The 20,597-nt window shown below is 60.3% G+C and carries 17 protein-coding genes; 13 read left to right on the top strand and 4 right to left on the bottom strand.

Features of this window, described 5'->3' with window-relative positions:
- Positions 1–50: 50 nt before the first annotated feature.
- Both groL and groES read right to left on the bottom strand, forming a co-directional pair.
- Positions 51–1,685: a chaperonin GroEL gene (gene groL / locus F617_RS0101705; RefSeq protein ID WP_004432205.1), complete on the bottom strand. Its 1,635-nt coding sequence runs from the start codon at positions 1,683–1,685 to the stop codon at positions 51–53.
- A gap of 74 nt (positions 1,686–1,759) precedes the next feature.
- Entirely contained in the window at positions 1,760–2,056 is a 297-nt protein-coding gene (gene groES / locus F617_RS0101700) for a co-chaperone GroES (protein ID WP_003494080.1), read from the bottom strand.
- A 369-nt stretch (positions 2,057–2,425) separates the two neighbouring features.
- Here groES and F617_RS0101690 point away from each other — a divergent pair, with 369 nt between their 5' ends.
- From F617_RS0101690 to F617_RS0101675, 4 genes are all read left to right on the top strand, one after another.
- Positions 2,426–3,274 (top strand): TIGR01459 family HAD-type hydrolase, encoded by an 849-nt coding sequence (locus F617_RS0101690; RefSeq protein WP_004432196.1) that lies wholly within the window; start codon positions 2,426–2,428, stop codon positions 3,272–3,274.
- Between the two features lie 43 nt (positions 3,275–3,317).
- Positions 3,318–4,298: a bifunctional riboflavin kinase/FAD synthetase gene (locus F617_RS0101685; protein WP_019564239.1), complete on the top strand. Its 981-nt coding sequence runs from the start codon at positions 3,318–3,320 to the stop codon at positions 4,296–4,298.
- Positions 4,299–4,566: 268 nt separating this feature from the next.
- Entirely contained in the window at positions 4,567–7,470 is a 2,904-nt protein-coding gene (ileS, locus tag F617_RS0101680; RefSeq protein ID WP_019564238.1) for an isoleucine--tRNA ligase, read from the top strand.
- 205 nt (positions 7,471–7,675) lie between these two features.
- Positions 7,676–8,329: a hypothetical protein gene (locus F617_RS0101675; protein WP_019564237.1), complete on the top strand. Its 654-nt coding sequence runs from the start codon at positions 7,676–7,678 to the stop codon at positions 8,327–8,329.
- Between the two features lie 52 nt (positions 8,330–8,381).
- Here F617_RS0101675 and F617_RS0101670 read toward each other — a convergent pair whose 3' ends face one another.
- On the bottom strand, positions 8,382–8,840 hold the full coding sequence (locus tag F617_RS0101670; RefSeq protein ID WP_013635558.1) for a nucleoside deaminase: 459 nt from the start codon (positions 8,838–8,840) through the stop codon (positions 8,382–8,384).
- A 71-nt stretch (positions 8,841–8,911) separates the two neighbouring features.
- Between F617_RS0101670 and F617_RS0101665 the strand changes: the two genes are divergently transcribed.
- The 3 genes from F617_RS0101665 (at position 8,912) to F617_RS0101655 (ending at position 12,541) form a co-directional block, all read left to right on the top strand.
- Positions 8,912–10,888 (top strand): pseudouridine synthase, encoded by a 1,977-nt coding sequence (locus F617_RS0101665; protein WP_019564236.1) that lies wholly within the window; start codon positions 8,912–8,914, stop codon positions 10,886–10,888.
- On the top strand, positions 10,869–11,426 hold the full coding sequence (gene rsmD / locus F617_RS0101660; RefSeq protein WP_004432183.1) for a 16S rRNA (guanine(966)-N(2))-methyltransferase RsmD: 558 nt from the start codon (positions 10,869–10,871) through the stop codon (positions 11,424–11,426). The genes F617_RS0101665 and rsmD overlap by 20 nt, the downstream gene beginning before the upstream one ends.
- 188 nt (positions 11,427–11,614) lie before the next feature.
- Positions 11,615–12,541, top strand: a complete 927-nt coding sequence (locus F617_RS0101655) for a patatin-like phospholipase family protein (RefSeq protein WP_013635561.1) — start codon at positions 11,615–11,617, stop codon at positions 12,539–12,541.
- 42 nt (positions 12,542–12,583) lie between these two features.
- Here F617_RS0101655 and F617_RS0101650 read toward each other — a convergent pair whose 3' ends face one another.
- The gene (locus tag F617_RS0101650; protein WP_004432178.1) at positions 12,584–14,413 is read right to left on the bottom strand and encodes a monovalent cation:proton antiporter-2 (CPA2) family protein; all 1,830 of its coding nucleotides are present in this window, start codon (positions 14,411–14,413) and stop codon (positions 12,584–12,586) included.
- Between the two features lie 116 nt (positions 14,414–14,529).
- Here F617_RS0101650 and F617_RS0101645 point away from each other — a divergent pair, with 116 nt between their 5' ends.
- The 6 genes from F617_RS0101645 (at position 14,530) to lpxK (ending at position 20,554) form a co-directional block, all read left to right on the top strand.
- The gene (locus tag F617_RS0101645; RefSeq protein ID WP_019564235.1) at positions 14,530–15,876 is read left to right on the top strand and encodes a TldD/PmbA family protein; all 1,347 of its coding nucleotides are present in this window, start codon (positions 14,530–14,532) and stop codon (positions 15,874–15,876) included.
- A gap of 93 nt (positions 15,877–15,969) precedes the next feature.
- Positions 15,970–16,776, top strand: a complete 807-nt coding sequence (locus tag F617_RS0101640; protein WP_004432172.1) for a 3'(2'),5'-bisphosphate nucleotidase CysQ — start codon at positions 15,970–15,972, stop codon at positions 16,774–16,776.
- 58 nt (positions 16,777–16,834) lie between these two features.
- Entirely contained in the window at positions 16,835–17,074 is a 240-nt protein-coding gene (locus tag F617_RS0101635) for a DUF4170 domain-containing protein (protein WP_019564234.1), read from the top strand.
- A 215-nt stretch (positions 17,075–17,289) separates the two neighbouring features.
- The gene (waaA, locus tag F617_RS0101630) at positions 17,290–18,612 is read left to right on the top strand and encodes a lipid IV(A) 3-deoxy-D-manno-octulosonic acid transferase (RefSeq protein ID WP_019564233.1); all 1,323 of its coding nucleotides are present in this window, start codon (positions 17,290–17,292) and stop codon (positions 18,610–18,612) included.
- Positions 18,606–19,343, top strand: coding sequence for an HAD family hydrolase (locus tag F617_RS0101625; RefSeq protein WP_019564232.1), 738 nt, complete (start codon positions 18,606–18,608; stop codon positions 19,341–19,343). The genes waaA and F617_RS0101625 overlap by 7 nt, the downstream gene beginning before the upstream one ends.
- A gap of 164 nt (positions 19,344–19,507) precedes the next feature.
- Entirely contained in the window at positions 19,508–20,554 is a 1,047-nt protein-coding gene (lpxK, locus tag F617_RS0101620) for a tetraacyldisaccharide 4'-kinase (RefSeq protein WP_019564231.1), read from the top strand.
- Positions 20,555–20,597 lie beyond the last annotated feature (43 nt).

Here is a 20,597-nt window from a genome sequence, read left to right as displayed (position 1 = left end):
AAAAAGGGCGATCCGAAGACCGCCCTTTCGTATTCCAGTGACAGGACTGATTAGAAGTCCATGCCGCCCATGCCGCCGCCAGGCATCTGGGGCATTGCCGATTCCTTCTTAGGAAGTTCGGCGATCATGGCTTCGGTGGTGATCAGCAGCGAAGCAACCGAAGCCGCGTTCTGCAGAGCCGTGCGAACAACCTTGACCGGGTCGACGATGCCGAGCTGGATCAGGTCGCCATATTCGCCGGTCTGGGCGTTGTAGCCGTAGTTGTCTTCGTTCCGGTCGAGGATCTTGCCAACAACGATGGAAGCTTCGTCACCTGCGTTTTCTGCAATCTGGCGAACCAGAGACTGCAGAGCCTTGCGGACGATGTTGATGCCGGCTTCCTGGTCGTCGTTCTCACCCTTGACGGTGATCTTCGTGGAAGAACGCAGCAGGGCAACGCCGCCGCCCGGTACGATGCCTTCCTGAACAGCAGCGCGCGTCGCGTTGAGAGCGTCGTCGATGCGGTCCTTCTTTTCCTTCACTTCAACTTCGGTCGAACCGCCAACGCGGATCACGGCAACGCCGCCAGCGAGCTTGGCAAGACGTTCCTGCAGCTTTTCGCGGTCGTAGTCGGAAGTGGTTTCTTCGATCTGCGCCTTGATCTGGGCAACACGGCCTTCGATGTCGGACTTCTGGCCAGCACCGTCAACGATCGTGGTGTTTTCCTTGGAGATCGAAACCTTCTTCGACTTGCCGAGCATGTCGAGGGTAACGCTTTCGAGCTTGATGCCGAGATCTTCGGAAATGACGGTACCACCGGTCAGGATGGCGATGTCTTCCAGCATGGCCTTGCGGCGGTCGCCGAAGCCAGGAGCCTTGACAGCAGCGATCTTGAGGCCGCCACGCAGCTTGTTGACGACGAGCGTTGCAAGGGCTTCGCCTTCTACGTCTTCAGCGATGATGACGAGCGGCTTGCCGGTCTGAACGACAGCTTCGAGAACAGGCAGCATGGCCTGGAGGTTCGAGAGCTTCTTTTCGTGCAGAAGGATGTATGCGTCTTCGAGGTCCGCAACCATCTTTTCCGGGTTGGTCACGAAGTAAGGCGACAGGTAGCCGCGGTCGAACTGCATGCCTTCGACGACTTCGAGTTCGGTTTCAGCGGTCTTGGCTTCTTCAACGGTGATAACGCCTTCGTTGCCGACGCGCTGCATTGCTTCAGCAATGTCGAGACCGATCTGACGCTCGCCGTTTGCAGAGATCGTGCCGACCTGTGCAACTTCTTCCGAAGTGTTGATCTTCTTGGCCTTGGCCTGAAGGTCCTTTACGACTTCAGCAACAGCCAGATCGATACCGCGCTTGAGGTCCATCGGGTTCATGCCGGCAGCAACTGCCTTTGCACCTTCGCGAACGATGGCCTGGGCCAGAACCGTTGCGGTGGTGGTGCCGTCACCGGCGATGTCGTTGGTCTTGGAGGCAACTTCGCGAACGAGCTGTGCGCCCATGTTCTCGAACTTGTCTTCGAGTTCGATTTCCTTGGCGACCGAAACGCCGTCCTTGGTGATGCGCGGTGCGCCGAAGGACTTGTCGATAACGACGTTACGACCCTTCGGGCCGAGGGTGACCTTCACTGCATCAGCGAGAATGTCGACGCCCTTGAGCATCTTTTCGCGCGCTGTGCGGCCGAATTTGACTTCTTTGGCTGCCATTTTCAAAACTCCTGGTTTCGAATGGCCGGACGGGGTCCGGCTTGAAATTTAAGGAAACGATGGGTGCGGCGAAATCAGCCGATGATACCCATGATGTCGGCTTCCTTCATGATCAGAAGGTCTTCGCCGTCGAGCTTGACTTCGGTGCCCGACCACTTGCCGAACAGGACGCGATCGCCAACCTTGACGTCGAGAGCGACGACCTTGCCGGCCTCATCGCGAGCGCCGGAACCGACGGCGACGATTTCGCCTTCCTGCGGCTTTTCCTTGGCGGTATCGGGAATGATGATGCCGCCCTTGGTCTTTGCTTCGGACTCAACGCGACGAACGACGACGCGATCATGAAGCGGGCGGAAATTGGTGCTTGTCATTGCCTAATCCCTCGATCAAATGACTTCAGGAACCTTTTGCAGGTTCACGTGATGGGTGTTAGCACTCCTCTTGTTGGAGTGCCAGCAAAGCCGAGATAAGGAGGCGTCCCCCCGGAGTCAAGAACGCACTGCCGGAAAAATTTCACGGCCTATGGTTACCAGCGTTCCATGACAGAAAATTTCCACGCTCTGACGGGCGAGGACAGATCGCTCTTTTTCAGGCAACCTTCGTTTTTGGCGTAGAGGGGTTTTATGTTCGGATGGTGGCCGGTGGGCCGGAGGCAGGTCTGGCACCGCTTTTTTCCTTGCCATCGGCGTCCTGCTTTGCCATGTGACGCACACCCTTTTTTCGCACCCGGAAAGCATATCATGGCCCATCGCATTCTCACCCTCGGCGAAATCACTGATGGGTTCGACGTTGTTCTTTCGGATGTCTGGGGCGTGCTGCATAATGGCGTTAGCGCTTTCCCGGATGCGGCGGTTGCGCTGCACGACGCGCGCAAGGCCGGCAAGACCGTGGTGCTCATCACCAATTCGCCGCGTCCGGCCCCCGGTGTCATCGCCCAGCTTCGCGTTCTCGGCGTGCCGGATGAGGCCTATGACCGCATCATCACATCGGGAGACGTCACCCGGGGCCTGATCGCGGAAGGCCCAAGAAAAGTCTTTCTGCTCGGCCCCGAGCGTGACATGCCGCTGCTGGAAGGTCTCGATGTCGAACGGGTCGGCGAGGCGGAAGCGGAATCCGTCGTCTGCACCGGTTTCTTCGATGACGAGACGGAAACGCCGGAAGACTATACGGAAATGTTGAAAGGCTTCATCGCCCGCAAGGCGCCGATGATCTGCGCCAACCCCGATCTGGTGGTAGAGCGCGGCGAGCGCATCATTCCCTGCGCCGGCGCCATGGCCGCATATTACGAACAGCTTGGCGGCGAAGTCCGTATTGCCGGCAAACCGCACGCGCCGATCTATGAAGCCTGCCTCGCGGCGGCGAAAGAAGTGCGCGGCGATTTCCCGAAGGATCGCGTGCTCGCCATTGGCGATGGCATGCCGACGGATGTGAAGGGCGCAATTGCGAGCGGCCTCAACCTTCTTTATATCAGCGGCGGCATTCACGCCGCCGAATATACGCTGAATGGCCAGACGGACGAGGCGCTTCTGAACGCCTATCTGAAGGGGCAGGGCGCGGCTCCCGGCTGGTGGATGCCCCGCCTTGCCTAGGAAACGTCTGGCGTAAGCCGGCGTAAACAATGGATCGACTGCAATGACCGTCTTTCATCGCAATGAAAAAAAGGAGCCGCTGCCTGAAGGCTTGCGCGGCGGCGTCATCGCGATCGGCAATTTCGATGGTGTGCATCGCGGCCACCGCGCCGTTCTGGACCGGGCGCTGGAACTGGCCGAGGCGCGTGGCGTTCCGGCACTCGTGCTGACCTTCGAACCGCATCCCCGTTCCGTCTTCCGCCCTGAAACGCCGGTCTTCCGCCTGACGCCTGCGCCGTTGAAGGCACGTATTCTCGAGGCCATCGGTTTCCGCTCGGTCATCGAATACCCCTTCGACCGCGAGTTTTCGCAGCGCTCGGCGGAAGAGTTCGTCAATTCCATTCTGGTCGACTGGCTGGGCGCCAGCGCAGTCGTCACCGGCTTTGATTTTCATTTCGGCAAGGGCCGCGAAGGTGGCCCGGCATTTCTGATGGCGGCCGGCAAGCGCAACGGCTTCGACGTGACGCTCGTGGATGCCTTTCGCGACGAGGGCGCGGATGTCGTCTCATCGAGCCGTATCCGCTCGCTTCTGTGCGACGGAGATGTGGCAGGTGCCGCCGGACAACTCGGGTATCGTTTCACGGTGGAAAGTGAAGTCATCGGCGGCCAGAAGCTGGGGCGAACTCTGGGTTACCCAACGGCCAACATGGCGCTTTCACCCGAAACGGAGCTGAAAGCCGGCATCTATGCCGTGCGGTTCCGCCGCCCCGACGGAGCGATTTACGATGGCGTTGCAAGCTTCGGTTACCGCCCGACGGTCACCGATAACGGTGCGGCACTTCTGGAAACCTACGTCTTCGATTTTTCCGGTGATCTCTACGGTGAGGTCTGTTCGGTATCCTTCTTCGGGCACCTGCGTGACGAGCTGAAATTTGACGGCTTGGACCCGCTGGTCGCGCAGATCAGGCGGGATGAGGAAGAGGCGCGGGCGATGCTGTCAGGCGTGCGGCCGCTCAGTGAATTGGATGCGAAGATAGCATTTTGAGCGGGCAGATAATCCTGTCCCGGATTGTCGTCGCTTTTCACTTCCTTTTTGCCGGAAAACCGCATAAACAACCGGCCATGTCCCAATACCGGTTGCTGTTTAAAGTTCAGATAGGCCGAATTATTGGCCCGGCCTTCCGCCCGCTCTGAAGAGCCGGAAGGTCCGGGATTTTGGCGCTCGTCATGGCATTTGACATGGCGCTTTCCGTATTTGCCCTCTTTGAAATTGAGACGGCGCGACCGACACGGCGCGCAACAACGGTACAATTATGAGCGACACCGCAGAAAAATTCGACTATTCCTCGACCCTCTATTTGCCGCAGACGGATTTCCCGATGCGTGCCGGCCTGCCGCAGAAAGAACCGGAAACGGTGAAGCGCTGGCAGGAAATGGGGCTGTATAAAAAGCTCCGCGCCTCCGCCGCCGGTCGCGAGAAATTCGTGCTGCATGATGGCCCGCCCTATGCCAACGGCAACATCCACATCGGCCATGCGCTGAACAAGATCCTGAAAGACGTCATCACCCGCTCGTTCCAGATGCGCGGTTACGATGCCAATTACGTGCCCGGCTGGGATTGCCACGGCCTGCCGATCGAATGGAAGATCGAGGAAGCCTACCGCGCCAAGGGCAAGAACAAGGACGAGGTTCCGGTCAACGAATTCCGCAAGGAGTGCCGCGAGTTCGCGGCTGGCTGGATCAAGGTTCAGTCAGAAGAGTTCAAGCGCCTCGGCATCGAGGGTGACTTCGAAAACCCCTACACAACCATGAACTTCCACGCGGAAGCCCGCATCGCCGGCGAACTGCTGAAGATCGCCAAGAGCGGCCAGCTCTATCGCGGTTCCAAGCCGATCATGTGGTCGGTTGTCGAGCGCACGGCGCTGGCGGAAGCCGAGGTCGAGTATCACGACGTTGAAAGCGACATGATCTGGGTGAAGTTCCCGGTGAAGGACGCTGCGCCAGCTCTTTCCGGCGTCTCTGTCGTCATCTGGACAACCACGCCGTGGACCATCCCCGGCAACCGCGCCATCGCCTTCTCCTCGCGGGTCGAATATGGCCTGTTCGAAGTCGAAAGCGCGCAGAACGATTTCGGGCCGCAGCCGGGTGAAAAGCTGATCTTCGCCAGAAAGCTTGCCGATGAGGCTGCTGCCAAGGCGAAGGTGACCTTCAAGTTCGTGCGCGATGTGAAAGCTGAAGAACTGGCCGCCATCACCTGCGCCCATCCTTTGGCGTCGCTTGGCTACGATTTCCCGGTTCCGCTTCTCGATGGCGACCACGTCACCGACGATGCAGGCACGGGCTTCGTGCACACCGCGCCGAGCCATGGCCGCGAGGACTTTGACGTCTGGACCGCGCATCAGCGTGAGCTGGAAGCGCGCGGCGTTTCGCCGGCCATCCCGTTCCCCGTTGGCGATGACGGTTTCTACACCGAGGACGCACCCGGTTTCGGCCCGTCTGCCGAAGGCGGTGCGGCCCGCGTCATGGATGATAACGGCAAGAAGGGCGATGCCAACGAGCGCGTCATCAAGGCGCTGATCGCGGCCAACAACCTGTTCGCGCGCGGCCGTCTGAAGCACAGCTATCCGCATAGCTGGCGCTCCAAGAAGCCGGTGATCTTCCGCAACACGCCGCAGTGGTTTGTCTATATGGACAAGGAACTGGGCGACGGCACGACGCTGCGCTCGCGTTCGCTTGATGCCATCGACCAGACCCGTTTCGTTCCGGCATCCGGCCAGAACCGCCTGCGCGCCATGATCGAAGGGCGGCCCGACTGGGTTCTGTCACGCCAGCGCAGCTGGGGCGTGCCGATCGCGGTCTTCGCCGACGAGCAGGGTGAGGTTCTGGTCGACGAGGCTGTCAACGCCCGCATCCTCGAGGCCTTCGAGGCTGAAGGTGCGGATGCCTGGTTCGCCGAAGGCGCCAAGGAACGTTTCCTCGGCAATGACCATGACCACGCCAAATGGCAGCAGGTCATGGACATCCTCGATGTGTGGTTCGATAGCGGCTGCACCCATACCTTCACGCTGGAAGACCGCCCGGACATGAAGTGGCCGGCGGATGTCTATCTCGAAGGCTCGGACCAGCATCGCGGCTGGTTCCATTCGTCGCTGCTGGAAAGCTGCGCGACGCGTGGCCGCGCGCCCTATAACGCCGTCGTCACCCATGGCTTCACCATGGACGAGCAGGGCCGCAAGCAGTCCAAGTCTCTCGGCAACGTTGTTGCACCACAGGACGTGATGAAAGAGTCCGGCGCGGATATCCTGCGCCTGTGGGTCATGACGACCGATTACTGGGAAGACCAGCGTCTGGGCAAGGCCATCATCCAGACCAATATCGACGCGTATCGCAAGCTGCGCAACACCGTGCGCTGGATGCTCGGCACGCTTGCCCACGATAAGGGCGAGGAGATCGCCTATGCCGATCTGCCGGAACTGGAAAAGCTGGTACTGCACCGCCTGTCCGAGCTGGATAAGGTCGTGCGCGACGGGTACGACGCCTTCGACTTCAAGAAGATCGCCCGCGCCCTGATCGATTTCGCAAATGTGGAGCTGTCGGCCTTCTACTTCGACATCCGCAAGGACACGCTTTATTGTGACGCGCCGTCGTCGCTGAAGCGCCGTGCATCGCTGTCGGTCATCGCCAAGCTGTTCGATTGCCTCGTCACATGGCTTGCGCCCATGCTGCCCTTCACCACTGAAGAAGCATGGCTTTCGCGCTATCCGGATGCGGAATCTGTGCATCTCGCCCAGTTCCCGGAAATTCCGGCGGAGTGGAACAACGACGCGCTGGAAGCGAAGTGGGAGAAAATCCGCAAGGTCCGCACGGTCGTCACCGGTGCGCTCGAAGTGGAACGCCGTGAAAAGCGTATCGGCTCCTCGCTTGAGGCAGCGCCCGTCGTGCACATTGCCGACGCCGATCTTCTGGCGGCTCTCTCCGGGCAGGATTTTGCCGAAATCTGCATCACCTCGGCCATTTCGGTGGTCGGCGATGAAGGCCCTGCCGATGGCTTCCGCTTGCCGGAGGTCGCAAAGGTCGTGGTCGAGCAGAAGCTGGCGGAAGGCGTAAAATGCGCACGCTCCTGGCGTATCACCACCGATGTCGGTTCCGATCCGGACTATCCGGAGGTTTCGGCCCGTGATGCGGCGGCACTGCGCGAGCTTGCCGCGCTGGGATGATTTAAAGCTGCTGCGCATCGTTCCTGTCGAAAAATCGATTTCGAGTTTCGGGCCGATGCGCGAGGAAAATGGCCGGATGAATTGCGCTTTAGCTCTTCATCCGGTACACCTGCCTGAAAATGGCCGGATTTGCACGGCAATGCGGGCTACCGCCTGCCGAAAGACGATGTCTGGCGCAATGGGACGGACGGCTGGAAGGGTTTTTATGAAGACGATGAAGGCTTTTGGGCAGGATAACGCGCAGGGTTTGAGCATGTTCCGCACGGTTGCAGGTATCACGGCGATAGGCGTGCTGCTCAGCGCCTGCACGAGCCCGACCTATGGTACGGGCAAGACTGCGGCAGAACAGCTTGTAGACGACCTCGGCAACGCGACTTCGATCACCGGCAACGATCAGGAAAAACGTAACCTGAAGTACAGCCCGCGTCCCGGTCTCGTTGTCCCCGCCCAGTCCCGCGCCGAGCAATTGACGACGCCGCAGCAGAACATGGCGAGCCGCGAAAACAACCCGCAATGGGTCGAATCGCCGGAAGAGACCCGTGAACGCCTGCGCGACGAGGCGGATGCCAATAAGAACAATCCGCATTACCGCTCACCGCTGCTTGCCGGCAATGGCACGGCCGGCCAGATGACCGAAAGCCAGAAATGGGAAGCCTTCCGCAAGGCCAAGGCAGATGCCCAGGGTGGCTCTGTCGTCAACGCCCAGCGCAAGTTCCTGACCGATCCGCCGCAGGAATATCGTAGCGTTCCGCAGGATCAGCTGACTGACCTCGGTGAGCCGGAGCAGAAGAAGGAAAAGCGCCGTAAGAAAGAAGCGGCGATGGCAAACACCGGCAAACCCTGGTGGAACCCCTTCTGATAAAATGAAGGGCTTATGGCCTGCGGGAAAGATTGCATCTCCCGCCGGCTGCTTATTCGTCGAGACGTTTCTCGCGAAAGAATTTCCGCAGAATTTCAGCACTTTCGCTTTCCGCCAGCCCCGAATACACATCAGGCGCGTGGTGGCATGTCGGCTGGCTGAAGAAGCGCACGCCACTATGCACCGCGCCGCCCTTCGGGTCTTCCGCACCGTAATAGAGACGACGGATGCGGGCAAACGAGATCGCCGCCGCGCACATGGTGCAGGGTTCCAGCGTTACATAGAGATCGGCACCGGGCAGGCGTTCCTGTTCCAGCGCCTCGCAGGCCATGCGGATCACGGCGATTTCGGCATGCGCCGTCACATCGTTCAATTCACGGGTGCGATTGCCGGAACGGGCGATGACGCGACCGTCCATAACCAGGACTGCGCCGATCGGAACCTCCTGCCGCTCACCGGCGGCACGGGCTTCCGCCAGCGCCAGTTCCATGAAATGCGTCCTTTCGGCCATTGCGTTTCAATTTCCTCTTAACCCTTGTGCTTGGACCTGATAGGACAGCCCAAACAACAGGCAAACAGCAAATGACTTTTAAAGACAAGCCGAAGCGTGACGGTGGCAAGACTTTTAGCCGCGACAAGAAGCCGAAAGGCCCCGGCAAGACCGCCGCAGAGCGTGAAAAGAAACCGGTAGAAGCCAAGGCGGCTCCGGTGCAGGAAGCCGTTATGGGCACCAAGCCAGAGCGCATTTCCAAGATCATGGCGCGCGCCGGCGTTGCCTCGCGCCGCGATATCGAGCGCATGATCATGGAAGGCCGCGTGTCGCTGAACGGCGTCAAGCTGGACACTCCGGTGATGAACGCGACTCTTTCCGACAAGATCGAAGTGGATGGCATGCCCATCCGCGGGGCCGAGCGCACGCGCCTGTGGCTTTACCACAAGCCCGCTGGCCTGGTGACGACCAATTCCGACCCGGAAGGCCGCCCGACCGTTTTCGACAATCTGCCGGGTGAATTGCCGCGTGTGCTCTCTATCGGCCGCCTCGACATCAATACCGAAGGCCTGCTGCTGTTGACCAATGATGGCGGTCTCTCGCGCGTGCTGGAACTGCCGACGACCGGCTGGCTGCGCCGCTACCGCGTGCGCGCCCATGGCGAGGTCGATCAGGCAGCGCTCGACAAGCTGAAGGAAGGCATTGCCGTCGACGGCGTGCTTTATGGCGCTATCGACGCGACGCTCGACCGCACCCAGGGTCACAACGTCTGGATCACCATGGGTCTGCGCGAAGGCAAGAACCGCGAGATCAAGAACGTGCTCGGCGCGCTCGGCCTTGAGGTCAACCGCCTGATCCGTATCTCCTACGGCCCGTTCCAGCTTGGCGATCTGCCTGAAGGCAAGGTGCTTGAAGTGCGTGGCCGCATGCTGCGTGACCAGCTTGGTCCGCGCCTCATCGAACAATCCGGCGCCAATTTCGACGCGCCGATCTACGATGCGCCTGTCGCCGACGATGAAGAAGAAAATACGCCCAAGCGCGCGCCCCGGTCCGAATGGGCAAAGAGCGATGCGCCGGAAGGCAAGCCGCGGTTCGACAGGGCTGCCGGCAAACCGGAAGATCGCCGCGAAAAGGCGCTCGGCCGTCTCGACACCAAGCGCGGTGACAAGCCAGCCGGCAAGTTCGGTGGCAAACCTGCCGGGAAATTTGGCGCGAAAACCCGTGGCGAAGAGGATGGCGAAGAACGCCGCCCCGCCCGCCCGCCCGCGGGCACCAGCCGCACGGCCAATGTCTGGATGGCGCCCGGCGCAAAGCCCACCCGTGATGGCAAGGAGCGGAAGTTTTCTGCCCGCGCGGAAGCGGAAAGCCTGTTCAAGAAGCCATCCGCCCAGGCGGAAGCGCGCCGCAACGTCGTCAGGCATGCCGATTCCGAGGGCGAGTGGATCCGTTCGGATTCCCCGCGCGAAGAGGAAGGCGGTCGTGGACGTGGCGACGGCCCGCGCGGTGGAAAGAGCTTTGGAGATCGCGGCGGGAAATCCTTCGGTGACCGCCCGTTCCGTGACAAACCACGTGAATCGGGAGATCGCCCGCGTGGCGACGGTCCTCGCGGCGAGAAGAGCTTCGGAGATCGCACCGCACGCGGTGGAAAACCGTTTGGCGACCGTCCGTTCCGTGACAAGCCACGTGAGGAGGGTGATCGCCCGCGCAGCGACCGCCCCCGCGGCGAGAAGAGCTTCGGAGATCGCACAGCACGTGGTGAGAAACCTTTCGGTGAGCGTCCGTTCCGCGACAAGCCCCGCGAAGACGGTGATCGCCCACGCGGCGACCGGCCTTTCGGTGACAAGCCAAGAGGCGCAAAACCGGGCGGCAAACCCGGTGGCAGGCCTGCATCGGGCAAGCCTTCTTTTGGAAAACCGGGTGAACGTGGCGAACGTTCGGGTTTTTCAGGCAAGGGCAAAGGCCCCGGTGGCGGTAGCGGCCCCGGCGGCGGCAAACCGGGCGGCAAAGGCCCGGGTGGCAAACCTTCTGGTGGCAGGGGAATGACACGTAATGCGGATCGTAGGCGGTGAGTTCCGCGGCCGAAATCTGGCCGCGCCGAAAACAAATTCCATTCGTCCGACAATCGACAGGACACGGGAAAGCCTCTTCAATATTCTAAGCCACGCCTATCCGGAAAGTCTTGACGGTACGCGCGTTCTGGACGTTTTTGCCGGAACGGGCGCGGTCGGGCTGGAGGCGCTTTCGCGTGGCTGTCGTGTGGCGCTCTTCGTCGAAAACGGCGTTGAGGGCAGGGGGCTGTTGTGGGAAAATATCGATGCGCTGGGGTTGCATGGGCGTGCCCGCATCCTGCGGCGTGACGCGACCAAGCTTGGCGGCGTCAACAATATCGAGCCCTTCGATCTCCTTTTCGCCGATCCGCCCTATGGCCAGGGCCACGGGGAGAAGGCATTTGCCGCTGCCCATGCTGGCGGCTGGCTGGCCCCCGGTGCGCTCGCCATTCTGGAAGAGCGCGGCGATGTTGTGGTAAATGTCGAGCCGGTGTTCAAACCGCTCGAAAGCCGCATCTTCGGTGACTCGAAAATGCACTTCTACCGCTACGAGCCCTAGAGCATTTCCAGCAAAAACGGCCCCGGTTTCCGTGCGGAAATGCCGCAAAACAAAGAGTTAGAGTGTTTTCGCGATTTGAAGAAAAGCGAAAACGCTCTGACGGCAGCACTTTCCCGTCACGTCACGGTCTTGTCTTGTTTGCCGAATAGGCAGAGGCTTTGCCGTGGAAAGGGTCTTGGGTATTTGGCATGGAGCAGGGTGTAAACGACAGCGTCACAATGGTTCACGCCGGGCAAGAGGCAATCGATGCCAGCCGCGAGAGCGGTCATGAGCCGACATTCGGCCTGGCGCTCGGCGGCGGTGGCGCACGCGGCATCTGCCACATCAACGTTATCGAGGCATTCGACGAACTAGGCATTCGCCCGGTCGCGCTTTCCGGCTCCTCCATCGGCTCCATCATCGCAGCAGGCATGGCGGCCGGCATGAGCGGCAAGGAAATCCGCGAATATACGCTTGAACTCATGGGGCGGAAGGGTTCGGTCGCCAACCGTCTCTGGAGCCTTGGCCCCGCATCCATGCGCCATGCGGTCGATGGCTTTCGTCTTGGCCAGTTCAATCTCGAACTCATTCTGCACGCCTTGATGCCGCAAGCCCTGCCGAAGGATTTTTCCGAACTTGCCATTCCCCTGAAAGTGGTAACCACGGATTATTATGCGCAGACCGAAGTGGTGGTGGAAACCGGCGAGATCATTCAGGCGCTGGCGGCTTCTGCGGCTATTCCGGCTCTATTCATGCCGGTGCGCGTCAACGGCCGCATCATGATCGATGGCGGCATCTTCAATCCCGTGCCCTATGAGCATCTGATGGATCAGGCCGATATCATCGTCGGCATCGATGTGGTTGGCGGCCCTGAAGGTGACGGCACCACCATGCCGAACCGGCTGGACAGCCTGTTCGGCGCCAGTCAGCTGATGATGCAGGCGGCCATTGCCCTGAAACTCAGATTGCGCCCGCCGCATATTTTCCTGCGCCCGCCGGTGCACCGTTTTGGCGTGCTGGATTTCCTCAAATCGGAAGAAGTTCTGAACGCTTCCGCCGGGATCAAGGATGATCTGAAACGGCAGATCGAAATGCAGGTGGAACTGTTCCATCGCGGGCAGGGCGTGGAGGCTTGAGCGGTACTCCTTGAGTATTCGCTATGGGCGAGCGCGTGCCGCTTAGTGGGTGACTGCTATTTCACCCTCGTCTTCGTCCTCTTCTTCCTCGCGCTTTTCCACCTTGTTCTTCGGCTTCATCAGTGGCTCGGGTTTCACTTCGCGCACCGGCTTGTTGTGCAGCATCTGCCTGCCGGCGGCGAGCCCTTCCACGGCCTGTAGCTGCAATCTCTCCTCGTCGCGCTCGCGTATGTCGTCGGAAATGGCAAGCGCCCTTTCGCCGTCCATGTCCAGCCCTTCCAGAATGCGGCGGCCAAATAGCAGGCCGGATTCCAGAGTCTCGCGGATTTCGTATTCCACGCCCTTTTTCCTGAGATCGAGGGAATGAATGCGGTCATAGGAGCGGGCATAGATGCGCACGCTTGGAAATTCCGACTGGATCATGTCAATGATGCGGTCGGTGACTTCCTTTTTATGGGTGCAGACCGCCACGAGATCGGCGCGCTCTATGCCGGCCGCGATCAACACGTCCTTGCGTGTACCATCGCCAAAAAAGATGCGGAAACCGAAGCGGGAAGCCTGACGTACACGATCGGCCGAACTGTCGATGACAGTCACGTCGCGCCCACCGGCAAGCAGGATTTGCGAGGCGATCTGGCCGAAGCGCGAAAAGCCGATCATCAGCACATCGGCGCCAGCCCCGTCAAAATCCTCGTCCAGCGTGTCCTCATCGGCATCCTCCGCCGTCAGCCGGCGAGAAACCACTGCCAGCAGCGGCGTCAGCGCCATGGAAAGCGTCACGATGGCGACAAGGATGGAAGCCGTCGCCTGCGGAAACAGGCGGGAGGCGGCAGCAGTGGAAAACAGCACGAAACCGAATTCGCCGCCCTGCGCCAGCAGCAGCGCGATACGGCTCGATGCATAACGGGACGAACCGGCGATGCGGCACAGCCCATAGATTACGGCCGCCTTCACAGCCATCATCGCCGGCACGGCGATCAGGATGAGAAGAATGTGCTCGTAGACGATGTTGATGTGCAGCGACATGCCGACAGCCATGAAGAACAGCGCCAGAAACAGCCCGCGAAACGGCTCGATATCGGCTTCCAGCTCGTGCCGATAAGAAGATTCCGACAGCATCAGCCCGGCCAGGAGCGCACCCATGCCCATCGAAAGCCCAACCGCCTCCATGATGGCGGCCGCACCGATGACGACGAAGAGGGCGGCGGCGATCATCACCTCCCGCGCACCCGTGCGGGCGATGATCTGGAACATCGGCGTCAGCAGATAACGCCCGGCCAACACCATGCCCGCCACCGCGACAACGGAGGCGACGAGATCGTAGGCCATCGAATCCGTCGGCACGTCCGGGCGGTTGGAAAGAATGGTGACAAGGGCGAGAAGCGGTACGATGGCGAGATCCTGAAACAGCAGGATCGAGAAGGACCGGTTGCCATGCCGCGTATTCATGTCGCCATCGTCTTCAAGAATCTGTAACGCAAAGGCGGTGGAGGATAGTGCAAGGCCGAAACCCGCAACGAGGCTGCCGCGCGCGTCGATCAGTCCGGCCCACCAGGCAATCAATGCCAGCACGCTGCCCGTCACCAGCACCTGCGCCAGCCCCAGCCCTAAAATATCGCGCCGCATCTGCCATATGCGCGATGGCTTGAGTTCGAGGCCAATGATGAAGAGCAGGAAAACCACGCCCAGTTCCGAGACGTTGAAGATATCTTTCGCGTCTGTCACCAGATGCAGGAACGGCCCGATGACGATGCCCGCCACCAGATAACCGAGCACGGTGCCGAGGCCGAGTTTGCGGAAAATCGACGCCGCAATGACAGCGCCGGCCAGAAGCAGCAAGGGTTCGGAAAAGAGAGCGTCGTGCTCGGTCATGCTGGCTGACTTTCGAATATGGTGGCGACAAAGCCTTGTCGATGGAGAAAGCGGCGTTTCGCCCTTGATGCGGGGTTGATGGCACAATAAATGGAACAGGAATGAAAGGCCAACTCATGTCCTCAGAAATAGATTCTTCCAAACTTCTCGATCGCGCCAGCGAGCTTGTCGATCTTGCCCGTGCTGCAGGCGCGGATGAGGCGGATGCCGTCGTCGTCCGCTCTCGCTCGCAATCGGTCGGCGTCCGGCTTGGCAAGGTGGAAAGTACCGAATCCTCCGAAAGCGATGATTTTTCGCTTCGCGTTTTCGTCGGGCGGCGGGTGGCGAGCGTTTCGGCCAATCCCGGCTTCGACCTGAAGACCCTGGCGGAACGGGCGGTGGCCATGGCGAAGGTTTCGCCGGAAGACCCCTTCGCCTGCCTGGCAGACAAGGAACGGCTCGCAACCTCCTACGACGATCTCGAGCTTTTCGATGCGACCGAGGTCTCTACAGATCAATTGCGTGAGGCAGCCCTCGCCTCGGAAGAGGCGGCGCTTGCCGTCAAGGGCGTCAGCAATTCCTCAGGTGCTGGCGCATCGAGCGGCATGGGCGGCCTCGTCCTTGCCACCTCGCACGGTTTTTCCGGCAGCTACATGGGCAGCCGTTTCAGCCGTTCCGTCAGTGTCATCGCCGGCGAGGGCACGAAGATGGAGCGCGACTACGATTTCGACAGCCGCCTCTATTACGCCGATCTGGATGCAGCCGAAGAGATCGGCCGCCGCGCCGGCGAAAAAGTCGTGCGGCGGGTCGGCCCGCGTCAGGTCGATACCGGCAGCAATATTACCGTGGTTTTTGATCCCCGCATCGCGCGCGGTTTCGTCGGCGCCATTGCCGGCGCGATCAATGGCGCTTCCGTTGCCCGCAAGACCAGCTTCCTGCGCGACAGGATGGGGCAGCAGGTTCTGAAAAAGGGCCTTTATCTGACAGACGATCCGCAGATTGTTCGTGGCCCCTCGTCGCGTCCTTTCGATGGCGAGGGTGTCCGGGGAGAGAAGATGACGATGATCGAGGACGGGGTGCTGAAGCATTGGTTCCTCTCCACCTCGGCAGCGCGTGAACTCGGCCTTGAAACCAACGGTCGCGGCGTGCGCGGTGGCACTTCGGTATCGCCGTCCTCAACCAATCTCGCGCTGGAGCCAGGCGATATTTCGCCGGAAGATCTGCTGAGGGACATCGGAACCGGCTTTTACGTCACCGAACTGATTGGCCATGGCGCCAATATGCTCACGGGTGAATATAGCTGCGGTGCGAGCGGTTTCTGGATCGAGAATGGTGAAAAATCCTTCGCGGTTTCCGAGGTCACCATCGCTTCGAACCTGAAGGACATGTTCATGCGTGTCACGCCGGCTAACGATATCGACCGTAAATACGGTGTCGCAGCACCGACGCTTGCTATCGAAGGCATGACGATCGCGGGCAAGTGAGGCGACCTGCGGGTTGTTTTCGCCAGCACTTTGTGTGCAAGTGCGAAGGGAAAAACAGGCGCGCCGTATGAGGCGCGCGGAAAAGACGGCAAAATGAACGATATGGCTGAGGCCCGCTGGGCTTCCGATCTGAGGCTGGTCCTCGAAGCCGCACGCAAGGCGGGCGAGACGGCCCTCGGTTTCTTCCGCAAGGACCCCGAGGTCTGGTGGAAGAATGGCGGGCTTTCACCGGTCAGCGCGGCCGATTACGCGGCAAACGAAATTCTCGAAACCATCCTGCGTACCGCCCGGCCGGAATATGGCTGGCTGTCGGAAGAGACGGATGACGATACGACAAGGCTGGCCCGCTCCACCGTCTTCGTCATCGATCCCATCGACGGAACGCGCGCCTTCATCGGTGGGCGGGATACCTGGTGCGTCAGCGTCGCGGTGGTGCATGAGGGGCGACCGGTCGTTGCCGCGCTTGTCGCGCCTGCACTCGCAGAGGAATTTACCGCACTTGAAGGCGGCGAAGCGCTGAAGAACGGCAAGCCGATTTCAGCCGCCCGTGAAAACACCGGCGTTTTCCATCTGGCCGCACCTGAAGACGTGATTACGCATCTGCCGGAAGAGGTGCGCAGCACCGTCAAGCGCATTCCGCATGTGCCCTCGCTCGCCTACCGGCTGGCGATGGTGGCGGATGGCCGCATCGATGGAACGCTGGTCAAGGCGAACTCGCACGAGTGGGATCTGGCCGCCGCAGACCTGATCCTCGAAAGGGCAGGCGGCAGTCTGGTCGGACTTGACGGAAAACCCCTGATGTATAATCGCCGCGAGGTAAACCACCCCGCATTGTGCGCTGCAGCAGAATATGCGCTTCCCGCGCTTTTGAAAGCGTTTTCACATCTGTCCGATGGTTGACGTTTGCCCGGAAATCCCGCAGATGAGGGGCTCTCAGAGCTTAAGAAAGAGACAAGACATGACGGAATCTGGCAAACAGAAACAGCTGCTGCACCTTGTGTTCGGCGGCGAACTGGAAAATCTTCAGGATGTTCAGTTCCGGGATTTGAATGCACTCGATATCGTCGGCATCTATCCTGACTACGCTTCCGCGCTGACCGCGTGGAGATCCAAGGCGCAGATGACTGTTGATAACGCCCATATGCGTTATTTTATCGTGCATATGCACCGTCTTCTCAATCCCGACGATAAAAATTGAGTCCTTTTGCCCTTGCGTTGTAATACTATTGGGTGAAGGCGAGTTTTCCCGTGATTCCTGCCCGGAATGGCAGGCAGGAAATTCGGTTGCGAGAAAACGTGATCGCGCTTTTGTTTCCGATGATAAAAAATGACGCAATTTGAGAAGAAGTAGGCGGCGATAACAACAAAGAACAGGGGCAGGGCATTGCGCGGAATGATCAAGGGCAGAATGTCATGAGCAGCCGTATCGCACGTTTCGCTCTTTCCGGTTACAGGATTGCCGGTATCGCCGCTTATCCGTTTGCACGGCCTTATCTTTCCTATCGTGCCGCAAAGGGCAAGGAAGACAAGCGCCGCCGTCTAGAACGTTTCGGTTACGCCAGCGCGGAGCGCCCCCGTGGCCCGCTCGTCTGGTTCCATGCCGCAAGTGTCGGCGAAACGCTCGCCCTCATTCCGCTGATCCGGGAAATACGCAAGCGCGATATCTTCGTGCTTCTGACCACAGGCACCGTCACCTCGGCCGAGCTGACCCGTACCCGGCTTGGGGATGATGTGATCCACCAATATGTGCCGCTCGACATCAAGATTGCGGTCAACCGTTTCCTCGCCTACTGGGCACCGGATGCCGCCATCACCGCTGAATCGGAAATCTGGCCGGTGACGATGATGGAGCTGGAGCGCCGGCACATTCCGCAGATCCGGGTCAATGCGCGGCTCTCAGACCGTTCCTTCGACCGCTGGAACAACCGGCACGACATTGCGGAATCGCTGTTTTCCAAGCTGGCGCTGGTGGTTGCGCAATCCGATGTCGATGCCGAACGCTTCCGTGATCTCGGCTCCTGGCCGGTGGTGATATCCGGCAACCTCAAGGGCGATACGGATCCGCCGCCTTGCGACGAAGCTCTGCTCGAGCACTATCGCAGGCAGATCGGCACCCGCAAGACATGGGCGGCGATCTCCACCTTCGACGGTGAAGAGAAGGCAGCAGCCACCGTGCATGCGGCGATCAAGTCGCGCAACGGTCAATTGACCATCATCGTGCCGCGCCACCCCGAGCGCGGCGACGACGTGGAAGCCATGCTGAAGGGCGTGGGGTTGACCGTGGCGCGCAGAAGCCGCAACGACGTGATCACACCGGAAACCGATATCTTCCTCGGGGATTCCATTGGCGAAATGGGGCTTTACCTGAGGCTCACCGAACTTGCCTTCGTCGGCCGTTCGCTGACGGCCGAGGGTGGGCAGAACCCGCTGGAGCCGGCAATGCTGGGCTGCGCCGTACTGTCAGGCGCGCATGTACAGAATTTCCGCGAGGCCTATCAGAAGCTGATCCGCGCCGGCGGCGGGCGCATCGTCCGCGATGTCGAGATGCTGGCCAAGGCGGTGCATTACCTCTTGGTCAACGACAATGAACGCTACAAGATGATCGATGCCGGCAACCGGGTCATTCAGGACATGCGCGGCGCGCTTTCCGCCACCGTCAAGGCGCTGGAGCCCTACATCAACCCGCTCACAGTCACCGCCAAGCTGCAACCGCGGAGTGCCATCGGTTCATGGTAGCGGATATGGAGATTGATGCGACCCGATCGATTGCCGCAGTCCTTTTCGACAAGGACGGCACGCTGTTGGGTTATGACGCAAGCTGGGGGCCGGTGAACCGCGAACTTGCGGCTATTGCGGCCAAGGGCGATCCCGTTCTTGCGGACCAGCTTCTCGCCGCCTGCGGCATGGATCCGGTTACCGGGCATGTGGTGCCCGACAGTCTTTTGGCTGCCGGCAATACGGCGGAGATAGCTGCCGGTCTCGTCGCCGCCGGTTCGCCTTGCGATGTCGTGGAGTTGACTGCGCGGCTCGACCGGCTATTCACTGAAGCAGCGGATAAATCCGTGCCGGTGACCGATCTCAAGGCATTTTTCGCAAGGCTCAAGGCACGCGGCTACAAGCTTGGCATCGCCTCCAGCGACAACGAAAAATCCATCCGCCAGACGGCGATCCGTTTCGGTTTCGAAAGCGATGTCGATTTCGTCGCCGGTTATGACAGCGGTTACGGCACCAAGCCGCAACCCGGCATGGTTCTCGGTTTCTGCGACGCGATTGGTCTTGCGCCTGCACGCGTGGCAGTGGTCGGCGACAATAATCATGATCTGCACATGGCGAGAAATGCCGGCGCAGGATTGCGCATTGCCGTTCTCACCGGAACCGGCTCGCGCGAAAGCCTTGGCGCCGACGCCCATTATTGTTTCGATGATATTACCGCGCTGGAAACCCTGCTTCCGGAACGCGTTGTTTAGGTCATGTCCCCGCAGTGCGCGCCACTTGTCGCACAAGATGGGAAGAGACAAGCTGCGCATGTATAGCCGGGTTTTGCAATTCAGGGTTTTTTCTGGCAAATACCCATGTGACTTATCGAATTTAAGCGCAATGCCGTGGGTGATGCGGCCGGGAGCAGGCATATATGGTTTCTGAAGCGCCGCCTTTCTGGTGGCAGAAAGCAGGCTGGCAAGCCTGGCTGTTATCACCGTTTTCCCTTCTCTACGGCAATATTGCCGGCCGGCGGATGCGCACGGCAAAACGGGCGAGCGTTTCCGTTCCGGTCATCTGCATTGGCAACTTCACCGTTGGTGGTGCCGGAAAGACGCCGACCGCAATGACAATCGCCCGAGCCGCCGCCGCAAAGGGCCTGAAACCCGGCTTTCTGAGCCGTGGTTATGGCGGCACACTTGATGTCACGACCCTCGTCGATCCCGCGCAGCACCGCTCCGCTGATGTCGGCGATGAACCCCTGCTGCTTGCCCGCGAGGCGGTGACGGTCATCTCCCGCAAGCGGGTGGAAGGTGCACATCGGCTGGTGAAGGAGGGCGTGGATCTCATCATCATGGATGATGGCTTCCAGAGCGCACGCCTGACGCTGGATTATGCGTTGGTCGTTATCGATACGGTGCGTGGCATCGGCAACGGCCATCTTGTGCCGGGCGGCCCGGTCCGGGCGCCGCTTGCCGAACAGATGCGGCATATGACCGGACTCTTGAAAGTCGGCAACGGCCATGCGGCCGATCCGCTGGTCAGAACCGCGGCAAAGGCCGCCAAACCGGTTTTCGTCGCGGCGATAAAGCCGCAGGAACCGCAGGATTTTAGGGGAAGGCGCGTGCTGGCCTATGCTGGTATCGCCGATCCCGCCAAGTTTTTCCGAACTGTCGAGGGGCTTGGTGGCGAAATCGTGCTGCAGCGCTCCTTTCCTGACCATCACCATTTCAGCGATGACGAGATCGCCGATCTTCTGCAGGACGCGGATAAGGAAAACTTGCAGCTGGTGACAACGGCCAAGGACGCCGTGCGTCTTAACGGGCACCATGGCCGTGCGGAAGAATTGCTGTGGAACAGCCTGGTGATCGAGGTCGACATGGTGTTCGACGATCCCAATGCGGCCACAACGATCATCGAGACGGCGGTGCGGAATTGCCGCGCCCGTTTGCTGCGGGAAAATGCGCGGACGTCAATTTAGAGCATCTCGGTACGCAAGCCGCCGGGCACTCACCCCCTCATTC

This window comes from Agrobacterium sp. 10MFCol1.1, from assembly GCF_000381165.1.
Taxonomy (GTDB): domain Bacteria; phylum Pseudomonadota; class Alphaproteobacteria; order Rhizobiales; family Rhizobiaceae; genus Agrobacterium; species Agrobacterium tumefaciens.
Note: the sequence above shows the minus strand (reverse complement) of the source record. Positions and strands in the feature narration are given on the sequence as shown.